The organism is Acaryochloris marina S15 (assembly GCF_018336915.1).
GTDB lineage: Bacteria > Cyanobacteriota > Cyanobacteriia > Thermosynechococcales > Thermosynechococcaceae > Acaryochloris > Acaryochloris marina_A.
On sequence record NZ_CP064923.1, the window covers coordinates 3,473,881 to 3,499,005 of the forward strand.

Consider the following 25,125-nt stretch of genomic DNA (forward strand, 5'->3'; position numbering starts at 1 on the left):
ACAAAAGTTCTGATTTTTTGGCCGGTTTTAGGGTACACTCTAGACCACATTCCCCTGCAAATTTTTGGTGTGGTGTAGGCCATTGAATACTCTTAAAACCGTTTCTTCCCCCGTTAGCATAGTGGATCAGTCTGTTTCGACCAAAGCACACTCGTCGATCCTTGAGGTATGGGGGGGGACGCCACTTCAAGGTAAAGTCAAAATTAGTGGAGCCAAAAACTCCGCCCTCGTGCTGATGGCCGGAGCACTCCTATGTTCAGAACCCTGTCGTTTACGGAATGTTCCATCTCTTGCTGACATTCAAGGAATGGCCAAAATTCTCAAAACCTTAGGCGTCAAAATTAAGCAAGACAACGATGTTTTAGATCTGGATCCGACCCATATCACTACAACGGATGCCCCCTACGAACTCGTCAGTAAGCTAAGAGCCAGCTTCTTTGCCATTGGTCCTTTACTCGCTCGTATGGGCGTTGCCAAAGTTCCCTTACCTGGCGGCTGTGCAATCGGTGCAAGACCCGTAGAAATTCACGTTCGGGGCCTGAAGCAACTCGGAGCCGAAGTTTACATTGAACATGGTGTCGTCCATGCCTATGCTTCTAAGCTCAAAGGGGCCAAGATTTACCTCGATTATCCCAGTGTAGGGGCAACCGAAACCCTGATGATGGCGGCAACTCTAGCTGAGGGTGAAACCATTTTGGACAACGCGGCCCAGGAGCCTGAAGTTGCAGACTTAGCTAATTTCTGTATCTCCATGGGAGCCAAAATCACGGGGGCGGGCACCAAAACGATTACCATTTCCGGCGTCCCTAAACTGCACAGCACCGATTACAACATTGTGCCGGATCGGATTGAAGCAGGCACATTTTTGATGGCGGGAGCCATTACCCATTCTGATATTCTCCTGGCACCCGTCGTTCCTGACCACTTGACTGCAGTCATTGCCAAGCTCAGGTCTATCGGATTTAAATTGACAGCAGATGCCCAACAAGGTTTGCGGATTCAGTCCAAAGGTGTTCATGCAGGGACCGAGATCGAAACCCTTCCTTATCCTGGTTTCCCCACCGATATGCAGTCTATTTTCATGGCACTACTGACCTTAAGTGAAGGAAACAGTGTTGTGACTGAAACAGTATTTGAGAACCGTTTGGGTCATGTCCCTGAATTGGTCAGAATGGGGGCTGATATTCGAGTTAAGGGCAACATCGCCGTTATTCATGGTGTGCCATTCTTGTCAGGAGCACCGGTAACAGGCACTGACTTGCGAGCCACAGCAGCATTAGTGGTTGCCGCCCTAGCAGCTAAAGGTAAAACCAGTATTGAAGGGCTACAGCACCTTGATCGGGGCTATTCGGACTTTGAAGAGAAGTTACGCGGCTTAGGCGCCAGAATCGAGCGAGTTCCTGCTCCCACCCCCTAAATTGTTTTCGATCTGAACCAAAGTCCCAGCCCCAAGATATTCATTTCTTTTAGGCTAGGACTTTGGTTTTTGACTTCAATGACTTTGAATTGAGATGGGCTTCAGGCTCTCTCAACACCAATATCCTCATACCAAAGTTGAGGGGTTCCGTTAATGAACGCCTGCATCATTTGGTAACACTGGGGATGGTCTAGGACTGTAACCTGAACGCCACGAGATTTCAGCCAGACTTCTTCTCCCATAAAGGTTCGATTTTCACCTATAACGACATGGGGAATTTTGTAGAGTAAAATAGCGCCTGTACACATGCTGCACGGCGACAATGTGGTGTATAAAGTGACGTCTTGGTAAAACGTGGCAGGTTGACGGCCCAGAGTTTCCAAAGCACTCATCTCTGCATGCAAAATTGCACTACCTTGTTGAACCCTGAGGTTATGGCCTCGGCCAACAATGCTCCCACCCTTAACCACAACAGATCCAATGGGGATACCTCCAGCAGCTAATCCCAACTGGGCTTCTTGGATGGCTGCATCCATAAATGAATCTGAATTCATCTGCTCCAATGAGTAATATTCGGACTTAGCCTTTCAACTTTTTAGCCAGCATCTGATTAGTGGCTTTGGGATCAGCTCGTCCACTGGTTCGTTTCATGACTTGTCCCATGAAAAAGCCTTGAAGTTTGGTTTTGCCATTGCGGAACTGCTCTAACTCTTGGGGGTGAGCCGCTATGACTTCATCAATCAGCGTTTCCAAGGTAGCCGTATCCGAAATCTGAGTTAGTCCTTTCTTCTCAACTAACTTTTTAGGTGAACCGCCTTTTGTTAACAAATCCGGTAAGAGTTCTTTGGCAATTTTGCCACTGATGGTGTTAGCTTCGATCAACTCAATGAGTTCAGCTAGGGCCTCAGGAGTTAAAGCAATGTCCGTAATAGATAAGTTCTCATTGTTGAGGTAGCCGGTAATATCTCCCATCAGCCAGTTAGCTGCTTGCTTAGCAGAAGCTCCAGCTTTTAAGGTTGTCTCGAAAAATTGGGTGATGGCATGATCATCTGTGAGAATTCGGGTGTCATAAGGGGACAATCCGATTTCTTCCTCATATCGATGCCGCTTGGCTGCAGGGAGTTCGGGTAGTTCTGACTGCCATTGTTTCAGCAGCTTAGGGGCGACTTCAATCGGTGTTAAGTCTGGCTCGGGAAAATATCGATAGTCACTAGCGCCTTCTTTGCTGCGCATACCGATGGTGCGTTGGGCGCCTTCTTCCCATAAGCGAGTTTCTTGAATAATGGACTCACCCTCGCCTGCTTCAATGGCTGCAGTCTGGCGGGCGATCTCATAGTCGATGGCTCGATGAATGGCACTAAAGGAGTTCATGTTTTTGATTTCTACTTTGGTGCCAAATTCTTTCTGGCCTTTTGGGCGTACAGAAATGTTGACGTCGCAGCGCAAGGAGCCTTCTTGCATATTGCCGTCACTCACTCCAAGATATCGGACAATCCGACGAATCTCTTGGGCATATTCGGCTGCTTCGAGTCCCGTTCTCATATCGGGTTCGGAAACAATCTCGATTAGAGGGACACCGGTTCGGTTAAAGTCCACCAGGGAGTGGGTGGAACCCGCTAGGCGATCGCTGCCGCCATGGACCAATTTGCCAGCATCTTCTTCCATATGTAGACGGGTAATGCCGATCTTTTTGCGGGTGGCTTCCCCTTGTTCGTCAACAATCTCGACTTCTATCCAGCCATGCTCGGCAATGGGCAAGTCAAACTGAGAGACTTGATAGTTTTTGGGCAGATCGGGGTAAAAGTATTGCTTCCGATCGAATTTACTGTACTTAGCAATCTCACAATTGAGGGCATGACCTGCCTTGACGGCATATTCTAAAACGGTTTCGTTGAGGACAGGTAAAACACCGGGCATACCCATGCAGATTGAGCAAACTTGATGATTCGGAGCTGCTCCAAAGGCAGTGGAACAGTTACAAAAGATTTTGGTGTTTGTACTGAGCTGGCAATGGGTCTCTAAACCAATTACCGCCTCATATTCAATCTTTGCAGGTGCCTTTGTGACCATGTAGCGTTTGCCTTATTGCAATAACTCTTCCCTATTCTAGAAGGTTTGGGGAGGAGAACGAATTGCGGTTGCGATCGCAACCACACCCTTAGCAAACTCAAAACGTGATTTGGAGCATTCTGAAACGAAAAAATCCTTGCCGAAAGCTTGGGGAATCCTGAATTCCATCCAAGCTTTCGGGTTGATGCCGTTTTCCTAGATCAATTTGACGGCTTTGAGACCAAAATAAAGGCCAAGAGCCATACCGGTAAAAAGACTAATGAATAATATGTAGGCGATAAAACCCATGCGGATACCTCTAACTAGAACTTAATAGTGAACGATTGTAATCATAAATCCCACTCTTGAGTAGCTTATCGGATGGTGATCCCACCTGTCCAAGTTTGATTCAGAGATTGAGACTGCCCCCATCTTCCCAAGAGAAAGACTGAGTTGAATTACCCGTTTGTTTCAATAAATTCATTCAGATCTTCGATAGTACGGGTGAGTTCAGCTTCTGTTGTGAGTCGAATGCGATCATCCCTCACGGTAATCAGAACTTTTGCCGCAAAAGGACTAGGCCAAATATTAGGGTTGCAAAAGCATTCTAAGAAAACATCCCCGGTATACTGGTATTCCATCGAGGGTTGGGGCTGTACTTTTTCTCCAGGTGTTTTATTAGCAACGGCCTTCAGGCTTGTCATTAAGGCTGAAATTGCAGTTTTAAATTCTTGGGCTGCTTCGGCAGTAAAACTAAAAGTAACGGATCCTTCTATTAGATTTAAGCGCAGTTGTGCGGTTGACATAGGGAAAACGTTGGCGAGTGGCTTTGCTCCTCAATAGTACCTGGGTATCGGCAGCAGATCTTATGAGAAATGTAGAGGTATCCATCCATTTGAATGGATGGCCCAGCTCAAAATAAATTCATCACGCTTCATAACAATTGACAGATTAAAGTGCGCTCGGGAACATCCTAGAAGCTAGACACATCATGCAATAAGTACCGTAAATATGATGAAATGTGTCAAAAACAAACTAAATTGCTTAACTTAAATAGCGCTTTGTCGCAGGGAAGGCTTAAATAGATGAATTATCAGCCTACGATTACAAAGGTTTGATCATTCAATTCCAAAGCAGGCCGATTCCTTGGTGTTGTTCTTCACTCTTTTCACTTATAGGAGAAGTTTTTATGGTTCGTTCTATTCGAGCTTTATCAATCACCTTTACTGTAGCGAGTACAGTGGGGTGTTCTAGTCTATTGATTCCAAGTCAGGCCAATGCTCACCACACCCATTCAGCTCAAATTGCATCTGCCAAATATACCTACAATCCTCAGCTGGTGCGTTTATATACTTATGAGTGCACTAAAAAATTGAGAGAAGTAAAAGGGGATTCTGCTGATAAAGCATCGCAGATTTGCCAATGCTCAATTTCCCAAATGCAGCAACAGCATTCTCAAATGCAGGCGATTCAAATCTTTACGAAAGCCCAAGCTAGTATCAAAGACGATCCTAAAGCGATGCCCCCAGAGCTATCTCCGTACTTCACACCTTGTATTTCTACCAGCGGCTGAGGACAGGGCATCACCCTCACAGCTCGCTCCACGTAATGCGAGGGTGATAGAACCGGCAAATGGCACAGCTAATACTCCTGGATTAATGCTCAACAAGCCCCTAGAAGGAGATCAGCGAGTATCGTTCTAATCACACTGTTGGACGAACACTAAAGGTGTGCTTGGGGGAGAACTTCTACATTTATCGGAGCGATACGACTCGGTCTCCTGACAGATGTTAAAAATAGGGAAGGCCCTCTTACCTTCAGCGAATCCCTTGATTGATGTTAAAGTCACCATCACCTTCTTTGCTGGTTGTGATTGTCAATTATCGAACGCCCCAGCTGACGATTGATTGTTTGCAGTCTTTGCAAACAGAGGTGGAGCACCATGGCAATACAAGGGTTGTGGTTGCCGATAACCAGTCTGGAGATGAGTCCGTTGTCGTATTGCGAGATGCGATCGCATCCCATCATTGGCAAGATTGGGTCACGCTCCAATCCCTAGATACAAATGGGGGGTTTGCTGCTGGCAACAATGCCATGATTGGCCCTGCCCTTGAGTCTACCCATCCCCCTGACTATATTTGGTTGTTAAATCCCGATACGGTGGTTCATCCTGGAGCCCTCAAGACATTACTCACATTTCTTGAACAACACCCTGATGTAGGCATCGCGGGCAGTCGCCTAGAAAATTTAGATGGCACCCCTCAATATTCAGCCTTTCGATTCCATACACTTTGGAGTGAATTAGATCAGGGATTACGGTTGGGACTGGTTTCTAAAGTCCTATCCCGGTGGATCTTAGCCCCCCCAATTGCTGACCAGGCGATAGCCACAGATTGGCTAGCTGGTGCCAGTATGATGATTCGGCGCCAGGTCTTTGAGCAAATTGGGCTACTGGATGACGACTTCTTTATGTATTACGAAGAAGTTGATTTTTGCCTTAGAGCAAGACAGGCAAATTGGACCTGTTGGTATGTCCCCGCCAGTCGCGTGGTTCATCTTGTGGGGCAAAGCTCTGGGGTGACTGGAGCCCAAGCGACCCAACAGCGACGACCGCAATATTGGTTTGACTCCCGCCATCGATATTTTCATAAGCACCACAGTCATGGGTATGCGGTCCTGACGGATCTGGCATGGCTGGGGGGATATTCTCTGTGGCAGCTACGGCAGTTAGTCCAGCACAAGCCTCAAGTCGATCCCCCCCATCTTTTACAAGACTTCTTTTGCAATAGTGCCTTTGTCAAGGGGGGGCAATGTCGCAGCAAGATTTAAGCCTCTGGCAACAAATTAGGGAAGACTGGCGAGCCCATCAGTCCGATTGGACCAAACCGGGATTTCGAGCAGTCGCCGTCCATCGGTTTGGGGTTTGGCGAATGCAGCTGCAGCCAAAGCTGTTAAGAGCCCCGTTTAGCCTGATTTACCGGGGGCATTACCGCTACATTCGCAATGTCTATGGAATTGATTTACCCTATACCGTCAAATTAGGGCGTCGGGTGGTGATTGAGCATCAAGGAGCCATTGTTATCCATGGAGATAGCGAAATTGGCGATGAGAGTATTATTCGTCAGGGGGTTACCTTGGGGAATCGATATTTGGATCATCCTTTGGATGCCCCCAAGCTAGGAGCACGAGTGAATATTGGGGCAGGAGCCAAAATCCTAGGAAATGTGGTGCTGGGGGATGATGTCAATATCGGGGCTAATGCGGTCGTTTTGTCAGACGTTCACCCAGGACAAACAGCAGTGGGCATTCCGGCCAAAATCTTGACATCCCATAGCCTCCCCATCCCTGGTGGAGATTAAGATCGCCAGCATTCACTTTTATGTCTAAGGACTTAGTAGAACCCACAGCAGCAGAACAAACCATAGGCTTAGTGGCCATTGGTCGCAACGAAGGTGATCGTCTCAAAGCCTGTTTGAATTCTGCGATCGCACAATTGTCTACCAACCATATTGTCTATGTAGACTCTGGTTCTACGGATGATAGTGTGGCCTGGGCCACGAATTTAGGGATCACAGTGTTGACCTTAGACTTATCCATACCCTTTACTGCGGCTCGGGCCCGCAATTCTGGATATAAATCTCTCTATACTGACTATCCTCAGCTGCAGTTTATCCAATTCATCGATGGGGACTGCCAGTTAGCAACCGATTGGTGCGCAACAGCATTAGCGACTCTAGTTGCTCATCAAGATGTAGCGGTCGTGTGTGGTCGGCGACGAGAAAAATATCCTGAACAGTCTGTCTTTAATCAGCTCTGTGATATGGAATGGAATACACCCATTGGTGAAGCGTTAGCTTGTGGAGGAGATGCCCTCATTCGGGTCTCAGCCCTTCAACAAGTGGACGGATATCGAGGATCTTTAATTGCGGGAGAAGAACCAGAACTCTGCCTGCGACTGCGGCGCCACCATTGGCGTATTCTCCGAATTGATGCAGATATGACCTGGCATGATGCTCAAATCACACATTTCAGTCAATGGTGGCAGCGTACTGTTCGGGCTGGACATGCCTATGCAGAAGGCGCATGGCTCCACAGCGCACCTCCCGAACGCCATTGGGTACGAGAAAGTCTGCGCAGTTGGATATGGGGGTTTATTCTGCCAATTACGATATTGGCAACATTGCCTGAGAGTAACGGATGGAGTCTATCTGGTGGTCTAGTTTATGTATTTCTGGTCGCAAAAATATGCTGGAATCAGCACTCCAATCATTCCTGGCCAGCGTCAATACAATATGCACTATTCTGCGTACTAGGAAAGATTCCAGAAGCACAGGGGCAGCTCCAGTTTCATTGGCACCGGATCACGGGTCGTACGCCAAAAATTGTGGAATACAAATGAGGAGCCTAATCTATCAGAAAATTAGGCACATGGAATTAGTAGGCTAAGGTCTCTAGGGTCTGCTTAAGATAGGACCGCACCAAACCGTCTAGGGGTTTGCCTTGGGCATTCGCATCTAAGCCTCGCTCTAGTACCCAGCGCTTGAAGCCGGAACTACTTGAGATGACTTGCTTGAGATCAGGCCAGAATAGCTCTGAATCATCAGAGAGATAATGATTAGCTGTAGGAGACGAAAGAGGACTCATAACTGTCTTCCAAATAGGTGAGGAATAATCACTCAGCATTTAACTCTTCTTTTAGAATAGCTGAGTTCACGGACCCATGCACACGTTGCATCAAAACAAAATGATAAAGAAGCGCTTTCAAAGATCCATCTGCTCCTTGGATCTAAGGGGAGTGGGACAATCCCTTAAAAATTCCTTATTACACCCTCCAGCCTACTCAAATTAGAGGCTGGAGAGTGTGACAGGGAATACAGAAAATAAAGGGCACAGGGTAGATTAGGTCGCTGCAGATAATGTTCTCCGCTTCGTCACCATCTGAAAGGCTTCAATCCGATCGCCTTCAGTCCAACCACTGAAGTTATCAACGCCCACACCACATTCATAGCCTGAGTTCACTTCGCGAACATCATCTTTCATCCGCTTGAGGGAATCTAGGATGCCTTCAAAGACCACGTCATTGCCTCTTTGGATTCGAATGCGACAATTCCGTACCAATTTCCCAGATTGAATGTAACAACCTGCGATCGCACCTCGTCCCACAGGGAACACGGCCCGAACTTCGGCTTCGCCCAAGTCTTCCTCTACAAACTCAGGTTCTAGGAGGCCTTCCATGGCGCCTTCAATATCTTCCAACAGCTTATAAATGATGTCATATTCACGGATATCCACTCCGGCCTGATCGGCGGCTTGTCGGGCCCCGGTGGCTAAGCTAGTGTTGAAACCAATGATGACGGCACCACTGGCGGAAGCCAAATCTACATCTGTTTCGCTAATTTCGCCAGGTGCTGACAGCAATACGCGAACTTGAACTTCATTTTGAGGCAGTTGAGCCAAAGAACCCAACAGAGCTTCAAGGGATCCTTGGACATCTGCTTTGATGACCAGGTTCAGTTCTTTCAGTTCTCCTTCACGGGCCTTTTCAGACAAGGCATTGAGAGAGACTCGTCGAGAGGCCAGGGCCTGCTGCAAGCGAGTATGGCGCTGTTGATCCGTCCGCTGTCCTGCCTGAGATCGGGCTACTTTCTCGTCCACGAAGACTTCAAATTCTTCACCCGCAGCAGGCACTTCACTCATCCCCAGCACCTCGACGGCAAAGGAAGGACTAGCCGTATCGACGCGGGCACCGCGATCGTCAACCATGGCCCGCACTTTACCGAAGACAGACCCGGCGACTAACACATCACCGATTCGGAGGGTACCGTTTTGAACTAGCAAACTAGCAACCGGACCTTTGGCCTTATCTAAGTGAGCCTCAATCACCGTTCCCTTAGCAGGGCGATCCGGATTGGCCTGCAAATCTTCGACTTCAGCGACCAGCAGCACCATCTCAAGCAGCGTATCTAGGTTTTCCCCCTTAAGGGCACTGACCGGCACCATGACCGTTTCGCCACCCCAATCTTCAGGGACTAGATTATGCTCACTCAGTTCTTGGCGAACTCTGTCCAGCTGAGCCCCTTCTTTGTCGACTTTATTGATGGCAACAATAATGGGAACTTCTGCGGCCCGCGCATGGCTAATCGCTTCCAGGGTTTGTGGACGCACGCCATCGTCGGCAGCTACTACCAAAATGGCGATATCCGTCACTCGTGTTCCCCGAGCCCGCATGGCGGTGAAAGCTTCGTGACCTGGTGTATCCAGGAAGACGACCTGTTGCACTCCATCTCCATGGGTTAAGTCAACATGGTAGGCCCCGATATGCTGAGTGATGCCACCAGCTTCTCCTTGGGCAACCTTCGTTTCGCGAATTGCATCCAAGAGGGTGGTTTTACCATGATCAACATGGCCCATAATGGTGACCACAGGCGGACGAGATTGCAGTTTCTCAAGATCTTCAGCATCCAGCATTTCTGAAACTTTACGGGCTTCAGATTCTTCTTCCTGGGTTTCGACCTCACAATCTAATTCTTCTGCCACCATCGTGGCAGTTGGAATATCCAGAACCTGATTGATATTGGCGGCAATTCCCTTCATAAAGAGAATCTTAATCACTTCAGTTTCGGGAACAAGGAGCTCCGCTGCCAATGCTTGGACCGTTAAGTCGGAGGTTAAGGTCAGCAGCGTGGGCCGTTCGACCTCGACCTCCTGCTGTTGACGATAGCGATTTCGCTGCCGTCGATTGCCACCTTTAGAGGGACCAGGGCTGCGATTGATAGGAACAGTCGTGGGTTTAGACTGCTTCATTGATTTAGGCTTAGGCGGTCGCACCAAAGATTGACTCACATCAATAGCCGTTTGACTATTAGCGCCATCTGCTCCAAAAAGATCGTCTTCATCCTCCTCCATCTCTTTTTGCGTGCGCCGCTTCTGCTTGAGGCTAGCTTTTGAAGCCTTAGTGGGCCGATCTTCTAACTGATCATCTGATTTAACAGTCCGCTTATCTTTTTTCTGACGTGATGTTGGCGGCTTGAGAACGAGTAGCTCAGTGGTGTCATTGTTGTCTTTGGCTGCGCCCGCTCCACTAGTCTTGGATGCTTCCTGCTCTTTCTCAGCTTGTTGTTTCGCTTTTGTGATGGAAATGGGGCGAATCAGTCGAGGACGAGGCGGTTCTGTTGCTGCCGGCTTAGTCGGCGGCTCCACGGTTGGCGAAACGGCGCCTGTTCTAGGGCTAACTTTAGGCTCTTCTGGACGAGTAGGTTTGGGGGGGGAATTGAAAGTGGGTTTGCTCAGAAGCTGAGGCTTCTTCACCATCTCGGGAACTTGAGTGGCTGGTTTTGTCAGTACCTTCTCTGCTCTATTCGCTGGGGGGATAGGGTTGGGCTCGCGGGCTTGGCAACGGAAGGAGGCTTGATGGCAGACTTCTCTGTAGCCACAGGCTTCTCGGGTGCACGAGTGGGTTCTGGGCGAATAGGCTTAGGAGCCTGCAAGGGCTCAGATGAATCTGCTGCACTCACAGATGGAGGCGCTGCACTCACAGATGGAGGCGCTGCACTCACAGATGGAGGCGCTGCACTCACAGATGGAGGCGCTGCACTCACAGATGGAGGTGTTGCACTCACAGATGGAGGCGCTGCACTCACAGATGGAGGTGCTGCTAAAGTCTCAGCGGGTTTTGAGGGTTGTTTACGCAGCTCAAGAATTTGTTGTTTTTTGGGTCGATCTTGCTTGACTGGCTTGGCAATGGGGCGAGGCTTTTGCGCACTGCCTTCCTTGGCAGCAGCCGGCTTGCGGTTGGGCTGATTTGCCTTTTGGCTAGATGGATGATTTTTGGCAGCAGATCGAATTTTTGCGGCTTCATCCTCAGTAATCGTACTGCTGTGATTTTTGACAGCAATATCGAGCTGATCGCATACTGCCAAAATGTCTTTGTTCTCCAAATTTAACTCTCTTGATAGCTCGTAAATTCTAATTTTGTGATTATTACTCATCCACTGGCCCCTTTAGTCTCCTGTGATCTTACATAGTTCTACCCTTTACGTTTTTGGGATAAGGATATGTTTGATGTTACTTTTTGGTCTTTTTGCGTTCCATTGGCATAGCTGATTGCCCAGCTAATAGTAAGGATAAAAACTCCTTCTTAAGCATTATCCATGCTGTTTGACAAACTTGCGAGTGGGAAGTAAAACTTTCACTGTTCGTTTGGTGGAGCTAACGCTTTATCTAGCATCCACTTTATGGGAAGGATGATCAAGCAATATTGCTATTATCAACTATTTTTTGTTGGCATTGGCTGAAAGATGCCATAGCGTTAGCAAATGATTATTCGTTATGGCATCTTTCAGAAATTCTGGATATTGAAGAGAGTCAGGCATCTTGAAGGATTTATGACATCAGATTGCAGGTCCAGATACAAAGATCTATCTGCAACATTACTCTTCCATGTCTTCAGACGTGTTGACTGCCTCCTCTACTTCTGGGGATTCATCTTCCTCCACATGGGCTGAAAGTTCTTCGCTTGAGGCTTCGCTACTCGATTCAGCACCAGCATCTGATACTTCAGGCATCTCCAGGTCAGGTTGTTCCACTTCAATGGCGATTTCATCCTCATCGACTTTCTGGGCTTGAAGTTCGCTCAATTGCAGATCTTCAGCTTCTTGATCATAGTTGGCAATATCTTTGATATCGATTTTCCACCCAGTTAGACGAGCCGCTAACCGGACGTTCTGGCCTTCTTTACCAATCGCCAAACTTAGCTGATCTTCGGCAACGAGGACATGGGCTTGGCGTTCTTCAGTATCAATCAGACGAACCGCATCAACTCTAGCAGGACTGAGGGCATTGGCAATATAGGTGGCTGGATCAGGGGACCAGCGAATAACATCAATCTTTTCGCCTCTGAGTTCATTCACCACAGCTTGAATTCTGGACCCTCGGGCACCAATACAGGCACCGACGGGATCGACTTCTCGTTCTAAGGTGTCCACAGCAATTTTGGTGCGGGGACCAACCTGACGAGAGGGGGGATTGGCTTCTCGGGCGACGGCAACAATCCGAACGACCTCATCTTCAATTTCTGGGACTTCATTGGCAAATAGATAGACGACTAAGCCTGCATCGGCTCTAGAGACAACTAATTGAGGTCCCCGATGAGGACCATCCGCCACTCGCTTGAGGAACACTTTAAAGGTGGCATTGGCCCGATAGTTGTCATTGGGAAGCTGTTCGCGCTTGGGCAATTCAGCTTCAACTTCTGGTTGCCCAAATGCACTGGTGACGGCCATGATCACAGAACGACGCTCAAATCGAAGTACACGAGCTTGTAATACAGTTTTTTCGAGGTCCTGAAACTCTTCTTGAATGAGTTTGCGCTGTTGATCCCTCAGCTTTTGGGATAGAACCTGCTTGGTTTGGATGGCAGCCATCCGTCCAAATTCATTCTGCTCGGGGGTCACATCTAGGACAACGGTATCGCCGAGTTGAGCTTCGGGAGCGACTTCTCGTACTTCAGTCAATGCAATTTGGTGGTCGGTACTTTCCACATCATCAACGATCATTTTGGTTGCTAGAACCAGAAAGCCTTCTTCTTCGATATCCAGTTCGACATCGAAATTATAAAAATATTCTTCGTCGAATTGAGCCCCACTATCTAAGAGTAGGGTACGTCGATAGCGCTCATAGCCTTTCAGAAGGGCCTCTTGCAGGGCAGCTTGTACCGCAGGTTTGGGAAGATTACGTTCACGGCTGATCACATTAATCATTTCCGCTAAACCAGGTAACTGGACCATGGACATAGGCTTACTCCTTGCTGAACTAGGGTGTGAGGGAGAGATTCGAGGCTGGATAAATATCTAGGGAGTTATTCAGGAGAGTCGTGGAGCTGCACCTGAAGAATTTCTTCCCGGGGAATCTTGATGGGGCGACCTTTTTGATTGAGCCGGACAAATTTCTCATCTCGACCCGTGAGGTTACCCATCCATTGGTGATGGCCTCGATAGGGCTGATGGGTTTGAATGAGTACGGGAAAACCTCTGAAGGAAACGAAGTCGCGATCGCAAGTCAGTAGTGTCGACAGCCCTGGGCTAGAAATCTCTAGCACATAGGCATCTGGAAAAACATCATCCTCATCCAAGACCGTTTCCAAGGCGCGACTCATTTTCTCGCAATCTTCCAAACCAGTATCTGCATCACAATTGCGAATATCAACCCGCAACACAGGCGGATTTTGGTTGGTCTGAAACACAGCGCCCACCACTTCCAGATTAAATTGGGCTGCAACAGGGGCAGCCAGGTCGATCACTTTAGGGATTAATGGATGTGTCATGGAGATAACCCTGACAATAAAAAAAGTGGGTTAACACCCACCTTGAAAGCTCAAACCAAAAGCATGAGCCGTGGGCAGACGCCCACCAAGGTCCTAGTGTAGCGCAGCCCGACGCAGTTTGGATTAATTGGCAAGAGATGAATAGACAGACTAAGAGCGAGAAGAGCCTGGAATCACCTGAACAGCAGGTAACTGACCCGAATCACGGGTGACTTGGCGCAAATGTTCAACCTCTGCAGCGGCTCCCTCTCCATCTTTAGACTCTAGGCGTTGCAAAATCGTGAGTTTAGTTTCTTCCAAAAAGTCTGTAAGTAGGGACTGAATTTCATCTAGGGTTTCTTGATTTTGAAGCTCACCCCGTAAGGCATCCGTGAAATGTTCTCCTAGCTGATCGAAAATATCTTTGCCCTTCTGATCGTTTAAGACCTTCGTCAGAGTGGACTGGGAGGTTTGGGTAAGTTGTTTCGACACTTGTTCGGCAATCACATTGGGAAGCGTCATCATCCCGGGCAGTTGCTGGGCTTGTCGATAAAAAGGAATATCGCTCAAGGCCTCCACAATGGCATGGCGGATCACATTTTCTAAATCGGGGGTGAGCTGGGGCAGCACTTTATAAATGGTGATCTTGACGGCCTGGAGAATCAGCTCCTCCAACTCGTTTACTTCGTTAATCTCAACGGTGTCAGTTTCAGGATTCAGTAACCATTGTTCAATCACCCCTTGCTCAATAGCATCCTGAGCAATGCCAACGGACTGAACCAGGACGATTTCCGTCATGTCTCCCGCCAGACTTTCGGCTAAGAACCGATTAATTTGAGTCTGCATCCGGCTGAGATTAATCCAGCCCACCTGATGCAGTCGCAATGTGATTGGCAAAATGCGCAGAATTCGCCAAATCGGTATAAAAAAGAGCAGATCATACCAGCGCCAAAAAATCGTATCTTTCCAACTGGTCCCCTGGCGGCGGCGACTCAGGTAGAAGGTTCGGACCAAATAGTCCAATCCAAACAGGAGAACAAAGGGCAAATCAATAATGACAAAGAAGTCAACAAAATCGCCGCTTTCTCCAAAGGGACGATAGTAGTTAGAGGCGATCAGCGGTCGAATATCTTTATTAAAAAATTCGAGCTCCCGCGTCCATAAATTCTTCTTCAGGTAATCGACACTCCAAAACTCCCGAAAGGAGCCCTTGGCCGACTCATTATCCAGTTGCTCTCGCATCCGGTTCTTGATTTTCTCTAGAGTCCCGGTTTTGTTGGCAAGCTCAAATGGATTCTCATCCACCATTTCTGCACTCTGCCCTCTCAGCTGCTCCAATAACTTTTGGAGTTCAGCTCCTTCCGTCCCCGACTTCGCCAGCTGTTGCTCAACTTGATCCACCGTTTCCAGATATTTCTGAGTATCCCGATTGGCCACGATCCCTTTAATGGGGTCATAGAGTTCTGTGATTTGAGGCAGTCGACTTAAATAAAAATCTCGAAGCGGGATGTAGGTGATGTTGAAGAGCACTAAGCTTAAATTCGCTAGGGCAGCTAGGGCCATCAGTCGATCTAAGCCCAATAACCAAGGATTACGTCGAGTTCGTCGTCTCTTATATTGCTTCGTGTTGTTGCGACTAACGGGGGACGAGGGCATACCAGAAGATAAAGTAGAACATCAGGATGATAAGCGGACTTTACGCAGCTCCTAAGACTGCTTGGAGTCGGCTTCTAAACTCACCTTTGGGATGCCCGCCTTTGACTTCGCCCAAAACCGAGAACTCTGCATCAGGAGAGTCACAAATAATATAGGTCGGCCAACCCATCTCTGATTTATCGGGGTATTGAGTCAGAAGGATTTTGCGATATTTGCGGTAAGTAGCGGTGTCCTGCATTTTGACATCAATAAATTCTAAGCCCAGCTCCTCTGTGACCTTCTGATCATAGAAGGACATTTTGTGGCAAATCCCACAGTCTTCAGAAGAGAACTTGATGACGGCTCTACCCATTTTTCACTTACCTTAACTAGCCCAGTGTGCGTTATTGTCCATGCTATCAGTCTGAGTGAATCCCTCAAATCCATCGATAGGTCCATCACAATCTTGGATGGCACGGAAGACTAATCAACGAAATAGAATTTGGCAGAGTACATTAGAAGGTATGAGTGAGTCTTTCAAAATTATTAGTGATAATCGCCAAGCCCGATTTCAATACGAAATCCTAGAGGTGTTTGAGGCAGGCCTTGCCCTAACCGGAACTGAAGTCAAAGCAATCCGAGCTGGGAAAGTCAATTTACGGGACGGATTTGCCCAAATCCGTAATGAGGAAGCATTCCTACTCAATGTGCATGTCTCACCCCATAGCAATGCTGGCCAGTTTTTTAACCACGATCCTCGGCGTACTCGCAAACTCCTAATGCATCGCCAAGAAATTCGTAAGCTGATTGGCAAAACCGAACAAAAAGGACTGACCTTGGTGCCATTGAAACTTTATCTCCAGCGGGGCTGGATCAAAGTGACGATCGGCTTAGCACAGGGTAAGAAACTCCACGACAAGCGGGAATCAATCAAGCAACGTCAGGATAAGCGAGATATGGAACGGGCTTTAAAGCGGAGTGTTCAGTAGAGTTGAGCACAGATAAGCTTACATCGCAGCTTGCCAAGTGCCATGAAACCCAAAGGGGATAATCTCGGGCAAGCCTAAAACAGCAATAGGACCCAAATCTAACTGGTTCGCTGTAAAAATTTGCACGGTACTTTGATCCTGGTTGCCATCAAAAACAACGGTTAATAGCCACCCTTCATAGGCATTGGACGGATCAGGTGCATAAATGGCTTCCATGGGGTAACAGCCTGAAGGAAAAGCCATACTCCTCACCGCAGCGTTTTTACCATCAATGCGAGCGATGCTATCAAACATTTCCTCCACAGGTCGTGGACTGTGAGAATGATGATTCAAATAAATGGCGGTGGTCTTCTGTCCAGTTTCCAGGGGGGAAACGATAGGAAATTCACAACCAAAATTAAACCGCTGCTCGTTCTGCAAGACTTGGCCGGTCTGAGGATTAATATGTAGCTGCCACAGTTCCCCGGAAGCAGGGGTTTGCGGATAGCCTGTGACCACTTCTTTCAGCCACTGATTGGTTTGAAAATCAGGATAGCGAATATAGTCCAGGACAATATTGCCAGCAGCATCTTCATAACCATTGCCAAAGTGCCATTGGAACCAAGGATGAGTTTCAAAGCGGGTCACCTCCTGAAAGGTATCTCGATCGATCACAATGATCTGCGTTCCCTCTTGGGGCTGCCACTGTAAGGCATCACTTAAACTTTTCGTTGCCAACATGATGGGCAACATCTGCAAGCGTAACGGCGGTACAACAAATACTAGATAACGCCCAGCCAGAACAAAATCATGAACTAGAGACAGCCCTGGCAAGGGAATAGAGGCTTGCCGATCAATGGCACCAGAGGCATGGCTGCAGTAGAGCTGAATATAGGTTTTGGGACCAAAGATAACGCCAAAGTTATAGATGTTGCCCGTTTGTGGATCTCGTTTGGGATGAGCAGAGTAAGTGAGCTTAGGGGTTAAGCCTGAAAGAGCATCCAATCCTTGGGTTTCTAGGGTAACGGGATCAAGGGCATGGGGATTTCCCCCTTCCCAAAGGGCGAGCAATTTGTCAGGTAATGCCAAAACCGAGGTATTGGCTACATTTTTGGGGGGAACGCCCCACCGTTTCCAAACCGGACCAGGGGCCATTTGCCCATAGCCTGAATAGAGAAATTGATCTTTCGCTTCTTCTGCTTGAAGTTCCTGGGTTTGGACATAGCGGTAACTAGCTGTTGCCCCTCCAGCATCAAAGCGGACGGCCAAAATGCCGCCGTCTCCGTCAAACCAGTGATCAACGGTTTGGCCCTGACGGGACAAACGCCCAGGGCCATTGCGATATAAGGTGCCTTGAAAACCTTCTGGAATTTGACCCGATAACAGCGGCAGGGGAGTGGGACCAAATTCCGTAGCGGGGGTTGCGATCGCACGGGCCCACAATGGCTTGCCTTCAGAAAAGCGGTTCCGTGCTGCATCACGATCTTGAGTCTGCATGGCCACCTCATTATCCCTGAAACAATGGATGAGCTAACTTTACCTCAATCGACAAAGAAGCCCTCTATTACCGAGGGCTGTGATATTCAAACTAAAAGGTTTGACGACCTACCAGAGCGCTCGCACGGGAGGTGGAGATTCAGGTTCATCGCGCGAGGGCGCATCAATTTTTTGTTGAGGTGCAGGTCGCTCCACTGGAGGAGGCGATTGCTCAGAGGGTGTAGGGGATTGTTCACCAGGGTCACTGGGACGAGTGGTCTCACTTGGACTTATTTGTTCTATCGGATCAGGAGTTTGAGGAGTCCCCGATCCAGGAACTTTGCCTGGAGAAGGATCAGGTAGATTATCTGGCACATTACCAGGTTGGGGAGAAGGTGACGGTAAGGGCACAGGAATTGGGAATGGTTGGGACGTCGATCCACTCGGTGGCTCTGCACTAGGTTGAGGTGCAGGAGTTGCTCCTGGTATTGGTTCTGGGCTGGGTGTGGGTTGAGGTGTTGGACCTGGTATAGAACCAGGTGTGGGGCTTGGCACGGGAAATGGCACGGCTCCAGGAACTGACTCTGGTGCTGGAGCTGGGGTTGGGGCTGGACTGGGGGTTGGTGCAGGGGCAGGTTCTGGGGCTGGAGCCGGTATTGGGGCTGGTGTTGGGGCTGGTGTTGGGGCTGGAGCCGGTATGGGGCTTGGCGCAGGAAATGGCACAGATCCAGGTGTGGGTTCTGGAGTAGGTTCTGGCTCAGGGGTTGGCATAGGACCAGGTTCCGGAGTCGGTTCTGGTGTTGGTATCGGTTCTGGTTCGGGAACTGGCTCTGGAGTAGGTGTCGGAGTTGGTTCTGGGGTTGGCTCAGCTTCAGGTGCTGGTTCTGGAGTAGGTTCTGGCTCAGGGGTTGGTGTAGGACCAGGTTCCGGAGTCGGTTCTGGGGTTGGCTCAGGTGCTGGTGTTGGTATCGGTTCTGGTTCTGGAGTCGGCTCTGGCTCAGGTGTTGGTTCTGGAGTCGGCTCTGGCTCTGGAGTAGGTTCTGGAGCTGGTTCGGGAGTTGGCTCTGGAGTCGGCTCTGGAGCTGGTTCTGGAGTTGGTTCTGGCGTTGGTTCGGGAGCTGGCTCTGGAGTAGGTGTCGGAGTTGGTTCTGGGGTTGGCTCAGGTGCTGGTTCAGGAACTGGCTCTGGCTCAGGAGCTGGGGTTGGCTCTGGCTCTGGCTCTGGAGTTGGCTCTGGCTCTGGCTCTGGAGTTGGTTCTGGAGCTGGTTCTGGTTCTGGTTCTGGCGTTGGTTCGGGAGTCGGCTCAGGTTCGGGAGTTGGTGTCGGAGTCGGCTCTGGTTCTGGAGTTGGTGTCGGAGTCGGCTCTGGTTCTGGCTCAGGTTCTGGAGTAGGCTCATCTGAACCATTGTTATTGCCTGCAACACTGGTAATCCTGCTGCCTGTAGGATCTGTATCAATCGTTTCTAGATAGCCCAAGCAGCGGGTGCTGGCATCACCACTCGTTGTGGGTTCCCAGCAGGCACTGTTGTTGGAATCTTGCCCATTCGCAGTCAGACTAATGGATTGCCCATTATCAGCCCCCCCTAATGTTGTTTGGGCAGCATCATCCCACAGCCCTAATGATGCAGGGGGTGGGGTATTAATCGCTGTACTGCTGCTTGTATTTTTACCGTAGGCAATGTAGTCAATAATCTGGTTTTGGCCATCGTATAACCAGACATCATCCCCGGTGTTATTGAGTTTTGGACGTTGCCCTAACCAGGCTTGAAAAGCTGCATCTGGGGCCTGATGGGCGGATATAGGATTACCTTGAGCATCTTTCTCACTGCCAATCCAAACAACCGCATATTCCCCTGGTTGGAGGATGGTATTAGCGGGAAAAACGTAGGGGCTGGTATTGCCTGTAATACTTCCGGTATTGCCATCTATATCGCCATCCAGAATATTGCCATCTATTAATTGCAATCCGCCAATATCAACTGCTTCATCTGATGGATTGAATAGCTCAATAAACTCATCGTTATTCTCAGCATTGGCTCTGCCAATCGTTTGTTTGTAAAGCACCTCATTGATAACGATTTTCCCAGACAGGGGCGATAGCTGAGGTGGATCACCTGCTTCGGACGATGGTTCTGGGTCTGGTGTAGGTTCGGAAGCTGGCTCAGGTGTTTCTGCTCCACCCTCTGGTTCAGGAGTAGGAGTGGGTTCGGGGGCAGGATAAGGGGTTGGGTCGGGAACTGGCTCTGGAGTAGAGTCTGGGGCTGGCTCAGCTTCAGGTGCTGGTTCTGGAGTGGGTTCAGGCTCAGGTGTTTCTGCACCGCCCTCTGGCTCGGGGGTTGGCTCTGGCTCAGGGGTAGCTTCTGGCGCTGAATCGGGTGTTCCTGGGCTACCCTCCGGTTCAGGTGTTGGGTCGGAAATTGGTTCTGACTCGGGTTCTGGAGTAGGTTCAGGAGCGGGTTCGGGTTCGGGAGTGGGTTCAGGCGTTGGCTCAGCTTCAGGAGCGGGTTCGGATTCTGGAGTAGGTGTAGGCTCAGGGTTTTCTGCTCCCCCCTCTGGCTCTGGAGCAGGAGTGGGCTCTGGTTCTGGAGTTGGAGTCGGTTCGGGAGCAGGCGTAGGCTCTGGTTCTGGGGTGGGTGGCGGAGCAGGCTCAGTTTCTGGCTCTTGAAAGGGAAGACAACTAAATGACAAAGAGTTGAGGCGACCACTTTTACTTCCCTTGGGTTTTAGTGCACCGATTCGATAGCGGAAACTACTGACATTCTCATAAGAAGCAGTTATTAAAGTTTGCGTTGCATCTGTGCTGATACCCGGTTGCGTCTTGACTGTATTGGATTCAAAGCGACCAGATGGAGGGGTAATAGTTGGCTTTAGGGTCGTGGGATTCTCGAGGGTATAGCTAGAGAATCCCTCTAGCTCGATGTACTCCCTTAAGTCTTTACTATCTCCATCTATGTCTACACCGGAAGCATTGAAAGCTTTGATGGTGGTAGGTGTGTTCGATCCTGTTTCTACAAAACTGATAATCAGGTCTACACTCGAATCCCCTTTTTGCTTGGAAGCATTGAGAGTAGGCTGCAGAGCATCTGCGGACCCTGTGCTGGCATTATCAATTGCCCCTAAGGTTGCACCATTGTTGAACTTGTCCACCGTGACCAATGCATCAATACCAGGAGCAACCTGGGTAAATCGGTAGATGGAGCCGATGGATAGGTTGGGTTGATTGTTTTCTTTTTTAGGATTACGAAAAGACAGCTCTACGATTGAGCTGCCATTACACATCTTGGTCTCTGCAATTTGGAAGACAGATGTTTCTGCGTTCTGAATTGAGGGGATGGGGGAGTAGATGCTCGGTGATGTTGGGGTCGCTGTATGGGTGGCAGAAGTGCGAGCTAAAGCGGCATCTGCTAAAAATGTGCATGCCATGAGAAGTGCAGCGAAGGGAGCACGATTGGCGAGTAATACTATCCAGCGACCCATGATTTTTCTCCTCAGCCATCCATAAATGGGAAACTCTAATACTTGTATCACTTTGCGATCGCAAAAAAATTCCAATGCAATACACTTTTTGAGGAATCGTTTTGAATATCATTCCTGGTAGGTATTTCCCCGATCCCGCTAGATCTTGATTTTTTTATTTCGAGGCATTGATTCGTTTGGGATGTTGAGAATTATCTTGATTTTTCCTTAGATACCAAAGCCTGACATTTGTCCCATTTATGATGAGTTGGACAATCGCTAAGGTCAGGTCAATATGGGAGAATCAAAGCGCCGCAAGCAAATTTTAGGAGACACCTACGGTCAGAACTCCTTCATTTTGATTAAAGGCGAACGGCAGTTCGAAGAGCATTTTCAAACGTTCTGCCAAGCTTGGGAGCAAAAGTTAAAAGAAATTAGTGGGTCTTCTGAGTCTGGAGCTGAACTCTCTGAAGCAGAAATCCAAGAAAAAGATCAGACCTTTCAAACCTGGCTTACACAATACCTACAAGATTATCGTCCTCAAGATCGAGAAAGGCTAACTGGCGGGTTATTGGACTTTCTCTATGCGGAGATGGAAAAACTTGAGGAAGAAGAAGATCCTGAAAAGCTACAGCAAAAGGTTTCCAACTGGGTTTTAGAAGCGCTGACATTATTCACATTGCTAAAGCCCCATTTAACCGTGGAGCAGCAGCAGGACTATGCTCACCCACTACTCGAACTCTACGAAATTATGCTCAATGAAGTGAAGGACGAGATGCCCGCCGACCAAAAAGAAGAAGCCCAAGAGTCCCTAACGGAGATGTTTGGGGTTTGTTTAGATATTCCTGCAATCGAAGAATAAAAGCCGCCTTTGCAATACCCGACTATTTTAGTCGGGTATATTTGACGGTATTTTATGCCCGTGTTAGCATCTAGCGAATTGAACAGATGCGTTGTTGACGTATTCCTATCGAAATTGCTAAACCCATGACTCAAACCCTTACCAATCAATCTCGCAGCTCTGCTCTGAAAGCACTGAAGTGTAAAGAATGCGGAGCCGAGTACGAACTGCAAGCAACCCACGTTTGTGAACTCTGCTTTGGCCCCCTAGAAGTAAGCTATGACTTCAGCCGCCTTAGCCAGCCGATTACTCGTGAAAGTATTGAAGCCGGTCCCAACTCCATTTGGCGGTATCGCTCCTTCTTGCCCGTTGAGACAGATACCCCGATTGATGTGGGAACGGGCATGACCCCTTTAGTGAAGTCCCATCGGTTAGCTCGGCAATTGGGGCTCAAGAATCTATATATCAAGAACGACGCCGTCAATATGCCCACCCTGAGCTTTAAGGATCGGGTGGTATCGGTAGCGTTGACTCGGGCACAAGAGTTGGGTTTCTCGACCGTGTCCTGTGCCAGTACTGGTAACTTGGCAAATTCAACAGCTGCCATCGCAACTCGGGCGGGCCTCGATTGCTGCGTGTTCATTCCAGCGGACTTGGAAGCGGGTAAGGTCATGGGTACCCTCATCTACGGTCCAACGGTAATGGCTGTTCAAGGCAACTACGATCAGGTCAATCGCCTCTGTTCAGAGGTCGCCAACACTCACGGTTGGGGCTTCGTCAACATCAATCTGCGTCCCTATTATTCTGAAGGCTCCAAAACCCTCGGATATGAAGTGGCTGAGCAACTGGGTTGGGAACTTCCTGATCATATTGTTGCGCCCCTCGCTTCGGGCTCTCTGTTTACCAAGATTTATAAGGGTTTCCGCGAATTTATCGATCTCGGTTTAGTCGATGAAAAAGCCGTGCGGTTTAGCGGTGCCCAGGCCGAAGGCTGCTCTCCCATTGCCCAAGCCTATCGGGAAGGCCGCGACTTCATCAATCCGGTGAAACCCAATACAATTGCCAAATCCATTGCCATTGGTAATCCTGCCGACGGGGTTTATGCCATCGATATTGCCAAGAAAACCAATGGCACGATTGAATCGGTTACCGATGCTGAGATAGTTGAAGGCATGAAGTTGTTGGCTGAAACAGAAGGCATCTTTACAGAAACAGCTGGCGGCACTACCGTCGCTGTCCTTAAGAAGCTCGTCGAAGCCGGTAAAATTGACCCAGAAGAAAAAACTGTGGTCTACATCACGGGCAACGGCCTCAAGACCCAAGAAGCGGTCCAAGGTTGCATCGGTCAGCCCTTTGAGATTGAGCCTAAACTCGGAAGTTTTGAGCGAGCCCTAGAGCGCTCCCGCACATTGGATCGGTTGGACTGGCAACCTGTGCTTGTATAGGCTGTTAGTCGTTTCATTTGTTTCTCTATTGCAGTTGAATCCTATGTCCGTTACTGTCCTTATTCCTACGCCCTTACAAAAGCTGACGAAAAATCAGGCGACCGTCGAATGTGACGGCAGCAGCATTGGCGAATTACTAGAATCCTTGGAACAAAGTTGTCCAGGAATTAAAGCACGTCTTTGTGATGAGAAAGGCGAATTGCGCCGTTTCGTCAACTTTTATGTAAATAATGAAGATATCCGTTTTTTAGAGGGACAACAAACGGCCCTCAAAGACGGTGATGAAGTTAGTATCATTCCTGCGATCGCAGGGGGGTAAACCAACAAACCTATGGCAGAAGCAGAAAAGAAAGCAGCCGAGGCTGCCCCAGCAGCAAAACCGAAAGAAAAGAAGCCTAAGCTCGAAGATAAGCCCTTTGCAGAGTTTGTCCAGCAAGACTATCTTCCAGCCCTTGAGAAAGCCTTGGCTGCTAAAAGTATTAGTGATTTGCAGCTAAACTTTGCAGACAACAACATCACGGGTGAATGGCTAAATGGCACCCGCCAGTTTACGGTGTATTTCCCCGAAGGCGATATCAAAAAGCAGCGGGCCTTTTCCTGGTCTAATACAGGCAGCAACCCCAGTACAATTGAGCCCTTTCTCTGCGACGAGCGGAAAATCACTCTAGAGTTGCTCGTCTTTGGAGTAGTCCAGCGGCTAAATGCCCAGAAGTGGTTAGGTGGGAATTAAACCTCTTTTTCAACCCTATTCCTAAACCTAAGGGACCTTAATGCTTAAGGACCTCCCTGGCGGTTGGTATCGCCTTACAGCAGTATCTGTCACGGCCCCAAGGCACTTATTTTTAAATTCGGAAATCAAGGAATTATCAGGGAGTAGGGAATAAGAGGCGACCTATACTTCCCTCCAAACAATCACCCCATAAAAAGGGACATGCCTGTATGAGTCACGAATGACTCATACAGGCATCTCTGTAATAATCCTAGATCGATGGCAATTAAGCCGATGACTTTAGATCGAGCCAAGCTGTTCAGGATCCAGTAAGAACAAAGGATCAACCCCTCCATCATCAACAATCATGGAGCTGACACAGTGGATATTGCCCCGATCAAGATAAGCCTCAGGCAAGGAGGCAAACTGGGATTTTCCAGCTCGACGAATGGTCGGCTGGGAATCGATAGGGACGCCCACAACATCGCCTGCTTCAGTTTTAACCAGAACTAAACATCGTTGAAGCTCCTCTTCAGGTAAAGGTACAGCACCTTGCTTATCCTCTACCAGGGGTTGAGCCGTCTCATTAAAAATTCGATGTCCAACATCCACAACCGTAATTTCTTGACCTTGGTGAAGGATGAGGCTAATGCCCGTTTGATATGGATCACCATGCAGCTGCCCTAAGGGAATGACTTTTTGTACCGCCTTCACTGGTAACGCAAACCATTCTCCCCGGAGTTGGAAGGCAATAAGCTGTTCAGTTGCTTCGGTTTTGCGATTGGCACCCCGCTGCGATCGCACCGATGAAAAAATAGCCATAGCATTC

General features: G+C 48.7%; 25 protein-coding genes. 10 read left to right on the forward strand and 15 right to left on the reverse strand.

Annotation, left to right across the window (positions count from 1 at the left end; all coding sequences use genetic code 11):
• Positions 1-121: 121 nt before the first annotated feature.
• A complete protein-coding gene (gene murA / locus I1H34_RS16080) occupies positions 122-1,417 on the forward strand; it encodes a UDP-N-acetylglucosamine 1-carboxyvinyltransferase (RefSeq protein WP_212662037.1) in 1,296 nt (431 codons plus the stop codon).
• Positions 1,418-1,518: 101 nt separating this feature from the next.
• Here the strand turns inward: murA and I1H34_RS16085 are convergent, their stop codons facing one another.
• The 5 genes from I1H34_RS16085 to I1H34_RS16100 form a co-directional block, all read right to left on the reverse strand.
• The gene (locus tag I1H34_RS16085) at positions 1,519-1,971 is read right to left on the reverse strand and encodes a nucleoside deaminase (protein ID WP_212662038.1); all 453 of its coding nucleotides are present in this window, start codon (positions 1,969-1,971) and stop codon (positions 1,519-1,521) included.
• Positions 1,972-1,996: 25 nt separating this feature from the next.
• Positions 1,997-3,487 carry an Asp-tRNA(Asn)/Glu-tRNA(Gln) amidotransferase subunit GatB gene (gene gatB, locus I1H34_RS16090; protein WP_212662039.1) on the reverse strand — a complete coding sequence of 497 codons (1,491 nt, stop codon included), beginning with the start codon at positions 3,485-3,487 and terminating at the stop codon, positions 1,997-1,999.
• Positions 3,488-3,523: 36 nt separating this feature from the next.
• The gene (locus I1H34_RS32785) at positions 3,524-3,655 is read right to left on the reverse strand and encodes a hypothetical protein (RefSeq protein ID WP_283250020.1); all 132 of its coding nucleotides are present in this window, start codon (positions 3,653-3,655) and stop codon (positions 3,524-3,526) included.
• A gap of 27 nt (positions 3,656-3,682) precedes the next feature.
• Entirely contained in the window at positions 3,683-3,775 is a 93-nt protein-coding gene (petL, locus tag I1H34_RS16095; RefSeq protein WP_212662040.1) for a cytochrome b6-f complex subunit PetL, read from the reverse strand.
• Positions 3,776-3,924: 149 nt separating this feature from the next.
• Positions 3,925-4,272 carry a hypothetical protein gene (locus I1H34_RS16100; protein ID WP_212662041.1) on the reverse strand — a complete coding sequence of 116 codons (348 nt, stop codon included), beginning with the start codon at positions 4,270-4,272 and terminating at the stop codon, positions 3,925-3,927.
• A 383-nt stretch (positions 4,273-4,655) separates the two neighbouring features.
• On the opposite strand from I1H34_RS16100, the gene I1H34_RS16105 reads away from it, so the two are divergent.
• From I1H34_RS16105 to I1H34_RS16120, 4 genes are all read left to right on the forward strand, one after another.
• Positions 4,656-5,039 carry a hypothetical protein gene (locus tag I1H34_RS16105; RefSeq protein ID WP_212662042.1) on the forward strand — a complete coding sequence of 128 codons (384 nt, stop codon included), beginning with the start codon at positions 4,656-4,658 and terminating at the stop codon, positions 5,037-5,039.
• Between the two features lie 263 nt (positions 5,040-5,302).
• The gene (locus tag I1H34_RS16110; protein WP_212662043.1) at positions 5,303-6,295 is read left to right on the forward strand and encodes a glycosyltransferase family 2 protein; all 993 of its coding nucleotides are present in this window, start codon (positions 5,303-5,305) and stop codon (positions 6,293-6,295) included.
• The gene (locus I1H34_RS16115; protein ID WP_212662044.1) at positions 6,277-6,825 is read left to right on the forward strand and encodes a serine O-acetyltransferase; all 549 of its coding nucleotides are present in this window, start codon (positions 6,277-6,279) and stop codon (positions 6,823-6,825) included. Before I1H34_RS16110 ends, I1H34_RS16115 begins: the two co-directional genes overlap by 19 nt.
• Before the next feature lie 20 nt (positions 6,826-6,845).
• Positions 6,846-7,865 carry a glycosyltransferase family 2 protein gene (locus tag I1H34_RS16120; protein ID WP_212662045.1) on the forward strand — a complete coding sequence of 340 codons (1,020 nt, stop codon included), beginning with the start codon at positions 6,846-6,848 and terminating at the stop codon, positions 7,863-7,865.
• Positions 7,866-7,900: 35 nt separating this feature from the next.
• On the opposite strand, the gene I1H34_RS16125 is transcribed toward I1H34_RS16120, so the two are convergent.
• The 7 genes from I1H34_RS16125 to I1H34_RS16150 all read right to left on the reverse strand — a co-directional run bounded on the left by I1H34_RS16125 (position 7,901) and on the right by I1H34_RS16150 (position 15,774).
• The gene (locus I1H34_RS16125) at positions 7,901-8,110 is read right to left on the reverse strand and encodes a hypothetical protein (protein ID WP_212662046.1); all 210 of its coding nucleotides are present in this window, start codon (positions 8,108-8,110) and stop codon (positions 7,901-7,903) included.
• A gap of 255 nt (positions 8,111-8,365) precedes the next feature.
• Positions 8,366-10,777: a translation initiation factor IF-2 gene (gene infB / locus I1H34_RS16130; protein WP_463675101.1), complete on the reverse strand. Its 2,412-nt coding sequence runs from the start codon at positions 10,775-10,777 to the stop codon at positions 8,366-8,368.
• Between the two features lie 26 nt (positions 10,778-10,803).
• The gene (locus I1H34_RS33260; RefSeq protein WP_463675102.1) at positions 10,804-11,454 is read right to left on the reverse strand and encodes a translation initiation factor IF-2 N-terminal domain-containing protein; all 651 of its coding nucleotides are present in this window, start codon (positions 11,452-11,454) and stop codon (positions 10,804-10,806) included.
• A 441-nt stretch (positions 11,455-11,895) separates the two neighbouring features.
• Entirely contained in the window at positions 11,896-13,257 is a 1,362-nt protein-coding gene (gene nusA / locus I1H34_RS16135) for a transcription termination factor NusA (RefSeq protein ID WP_212662047.1), read from the reverse strand.
• Between the two features lie 65 nt (positions 13,258-13,322).
• Complete coding sequence (rimP, locus tag I1H34_RS16140) at positions 13,323-13,787, reverse strand: ribosome maturation factor RimP (RefSeq protein WP_212662048.1); 465 nt, start codon at positions 13,785-13,787, stop codon at positions 13,323-13,325.
• Between the two features lie 150 nt (positions 13,788-13,937).
• Positions 13,938-15,422 (reverse strand): hypothetical protein, encoded by a 1,485-nt coding sequence (locus I1H34_RS16145; RefSeq protein ID WP_212662049.1) that lies wholly within the window; start codon positions 15,420-15,422, stop codon positions 13,938-13,940.
• A gap of 40 nt (positions 15,423-15,462) precedes the next feature.
• Entirely contained in the window at positions 15,463-15,774 is a 312-nt protein-coding gene (locus tag I1H34_RS16150) for a thioredoxin family protein (RefSeq protein ID WP_212662050.1), read from the reverse strand.
• A gap of 151 nt (positions 15,775-15,925) precedes the next feature.
• Here I1H34_RS16150 and smpB point away from each other — a divergent pair, with 151 nt between their 5' ends.
• Positions 15,926-16,390 (forward strand): SsrA-binding protein SmpB, encoded by a 465-nt coding sequence (gene smpB / locus I1H34_RS16155; RefSeq protein ID WP_212662051.1) that lies wholly within the window; start codon positions 15,926-15,928, stop codon positions 16,388-16,390.
• An 18-nt stretch (positions 16,391-16,408) separates the two neighbouring features.
• Here smpB and I1H34_RS16160 read toward each other — a convergent pair whose 3' ends face one another.
• A complete protein-coding gene (locus tag I1H34_RS16160) occupies positions 16,409-17,866 on the reverse strand; it encodes a carotenoid oxygenase family protein (protein ID WP_212662052.1) in 1,458 nt (485 codons plus the stop codon).
• Between the two features lie 108 nt (positions 17,867-17,974).
• On the reverse strand, positions 17,975-21,322 hold the full coding sequence (locus I1H34_RS16165; protein WP_212662053.1) for a lamin tail domain-containing protein: 3,348 nt from the start codon (positions 21,320-21,322) through the stop codon (positions 17,975-17,977).
• Positions 21,323-21,596: 274 nt separating this feature from the next.
• On the opposite strand from I1H34_RS16165, the gene I1H34_RS16170 reads away from it, so the two are divergent.
• The 4 genes from I1H34_RS16170 (at position 21,597) to I1H34_RS16185 (ending at position 24,317) form a co-directional block, all read left to right on the forward strand.
• Positions 21,597-22,163, forward strand: coding sequence for a hypothetical protein (locus I1H34_RS16170; RefSeq protein ID WP_212662054.1), 567 nt, complete (start codon positions 21,597-21,599; stop codon positions 22,161-22,163).
• A 125-nt stretch (positions 22,164-22,288) separates the two neighbouring features.
• Positions 22,289-23,587, forward strand: a complete 1,299-nt coding sequence (thrC, locus tag I1H34_RS16175) for a threonine synthase (RefSeq protein WP_212662055.1) — start codon at positions 22,289-22,291, stop codon at positions 23,585-23,587.
• A 43-nt stretch (positions 23,588-23,630) separates the two neighbouring features.
• Complete coding sequence (locus tag I1H34_RS16180) at positions 23,631-23,906, forward strand: MoaD/ThiS family protein (RefSeq protein ID WP_212662056.1); 276 nt, start codon at positions 23,631-23,633, stop codon at positions 23,904-23,906.
• Positions 23,907-23,918: 12 nt separating this feature from the next.
• Positions 23,919-24,317 carry a DUF2996 domain-containing protein gene (locus I1H34_RS16185; RefSeq protein ID WP_212662057.1) on the forward strand — a complete coding sequence of 133 codons (399 nt, stop codon included), beginning with the start codon at positions 23,919-23,921 and terminating at the stop codon, positions 24,315-24,317.
• 279 nt (positions 24,318-24,596) lie between these two features.
• On the opposite strand, the gene I1H34_RS16190 is transcribed toward I1H34_RS16185, so the two are convergent.
• Complete coding sequence (locus I1H34_RS16190; protein ID WP_212662058.1) at positions 24,597-25,118, reverse strand: chemotaxis protein CheW; 522 nt, start codon at positions 25,116-25,118, stop codon at positions 24,597-24,599.
• Positions 25,119-25,125 lie beyond the last annotated feature (7 nt).

What these genes read in the sequence shown, in the direction of transcription:
- I1H34_RS16085 (WP_212662038.1), bottom strand. Translation starts at nt 1,971, where the DNA reads ATGAATTCAGATTCATTTATGGATGCAGCCATCCAAGAAGCCCAGTTG.
- gatB (WP_212662039.1), bottom strand. Translation starts at nt 3,487, where the DNA reads ATGGTCACAAAGGCACCTGCAAAGATTGAATATGAGGCGGTAATTGGT.
- I1H34_RS32785 (WP_283250020.1), bottom strand. Translation starts at nt 3,655, where the DNA reads ATGGAATTCAGGATTCCCCAAGCTTTCGGCAAGGATTTTTTCGTTTCA.
- petL (WP_212662040.1), bottom strand. Translation starts at nt 3,775, where the DNA reads ATGGGTTTTATCGCCTACATATTATTCATTAGTCTTTTTACCGGTATG.
- I1H34_RS16100 (WP_212662041.1), bottom strand. Translation starts at nt 4,272, where the DNA reads ATGTCAACCGCACAACTGCGCTTAAATCTAATAGAAGGATCCGTTACT.
- I1H34_RS16105 (WP_212662042.1), top strand. Translation starts at nt 4,656, where the DNA reads ATGGTTCGTTCTATTCGAGCTTTATCAATCACCTTTACTGTAGCGAGT.
- I1H34_RS16110 (WP_212662043.1), top strand. Translation starts at nt 5,303, where the DNA reads ATGTTAAAGTCACCATCACCTTCTTTGCTGGTTGTGATTGTCAATTAT.
- I1H34_RS16115 (WP_212662044.1), top strand. Translation starts at nt 6,277, where the DNA reads ATGTCGCAGCAAGATTTAAGCCTCTGGCAACAAATTAGGGAAGACTGG.
- I1H34_RS16120 (WP_212662045.1), top strand. Translation starts at nt 6,846, where the DNA reads ATGTCTAAGGACTTAGTAGAACCCACAGCAGCAGAACAAACCATAGGC.
- I1H34_RS16125 (WP_212662046.1), bottom strand. Translation starts at nt 8,110, where the DNA reads ATGAGTCCTCTTTCGTCTCCTACAGCTAATCATTATCTCTCTGATGAT.
- infB (WP_463675101.1), bottom strand. Translation starts at nt 10,777, where the DNA reads ATGGTGAAGAAGCCTCAGCTTCTGAGCAAACCCACTTTCAATTCCCCC.
- I1H34_RS33260 (WP_463675102.1), bottom strand. Translation starts at nt 11,454, where the DNA reads ATGAGTAATAATCACAAAATTAGAATTTACGAGCTATCAAGAGAGTTA.
- nusA (WP_212662047.1), bottom strand. Translation starts at nt 13,257, where the DNA reads ATGTCCATGGTCCAGTTACCTGGTTTAGCGGAAATGATTAATGTGATC.
- rimP (WP_212662048.1), bottom strand. Translation starts at nt 13,787, where the DNA reads ATGACACATCCATTAATCCCTAAAGTGATCGACCTGGCTGCCCCTGTT.
- I1H34_RS16145 (WP_212662049.1), bottom strand. Translation starts at nt 15,422, where the DNA reads ATGCCCTCGTCCCCCGTTAGTCGCAACAACACGAAGCAATATAAGAGA.
- I1H34_RS16150 (WP_212662050.1), bottom strand. Translation starts at nt 15,774, where the DNA reads ATGGGTAGAGCCGTCATCAAGTTCTCTTCTGAAGACTGTGGGATTTGC.
- smpB (WP_212662051.1), top strand. Translation starts at nt 15,926, where the DNA reads ATGAGTGAGTCTTTCAAAATTATTAGTGATAATCGCCAAGCCCGATTT.
- I1H34_RS16160 (WP_212662052.1), bottom strand. Translation starts at nt 17,866, where the DNA reads ATGCAGACTCAAGATCGTGATGCAGCACGGAACCGCTTTTCTGAAGGC.
- I1H34_RS16165 (WP_212662053.1), bottom strand. Translation starts at nt 21,322, where the DNA reads ATGGGTCGCTGGATAGTATTACTCGCCAATCGTGCTCCCTTCGCTGCA.
- I1H34_RS16170 (WP_212662054.1), top strand. Translation starts at nt 21,597, where the DNA reads ATGGGAGAATCAAAGCGCCGCAAGCAAATTTTAGGAGACACCTACGGT.
- thrC (WP_212662055.1), top strand. Translation starts at nt 22,289, where the DNA reads ATGACTCAAACCCTTACCAATCAATCTCGCAGCTCTGCTCTGAAAGCA.
- I1H34_RS16180 (WP_212662056.1), top strand. Translation starts at nt 23,631, where the DNA reads ATGTCCGTTACTGTCCTTATTCCTACGCCCTTACAAAAGCTGACGAAA.
- I1H34_RS16185 (WP_212662057.1), top strand. Translation starts at nt 23,919, where the DNA reads ATGGCAGAAGCAGAAAAGAAAGCAGCCGAGGCTGCCCCAGCAGCAAAA.
- I1H34_RS16190 (WP_212662058.1), bottom strand. Translation starts at nt 25,118, where the DNA reads ATGGCTATTTTTTCATCGGTGCGATCGCAGCGGGGTGCCAATCGCAAA.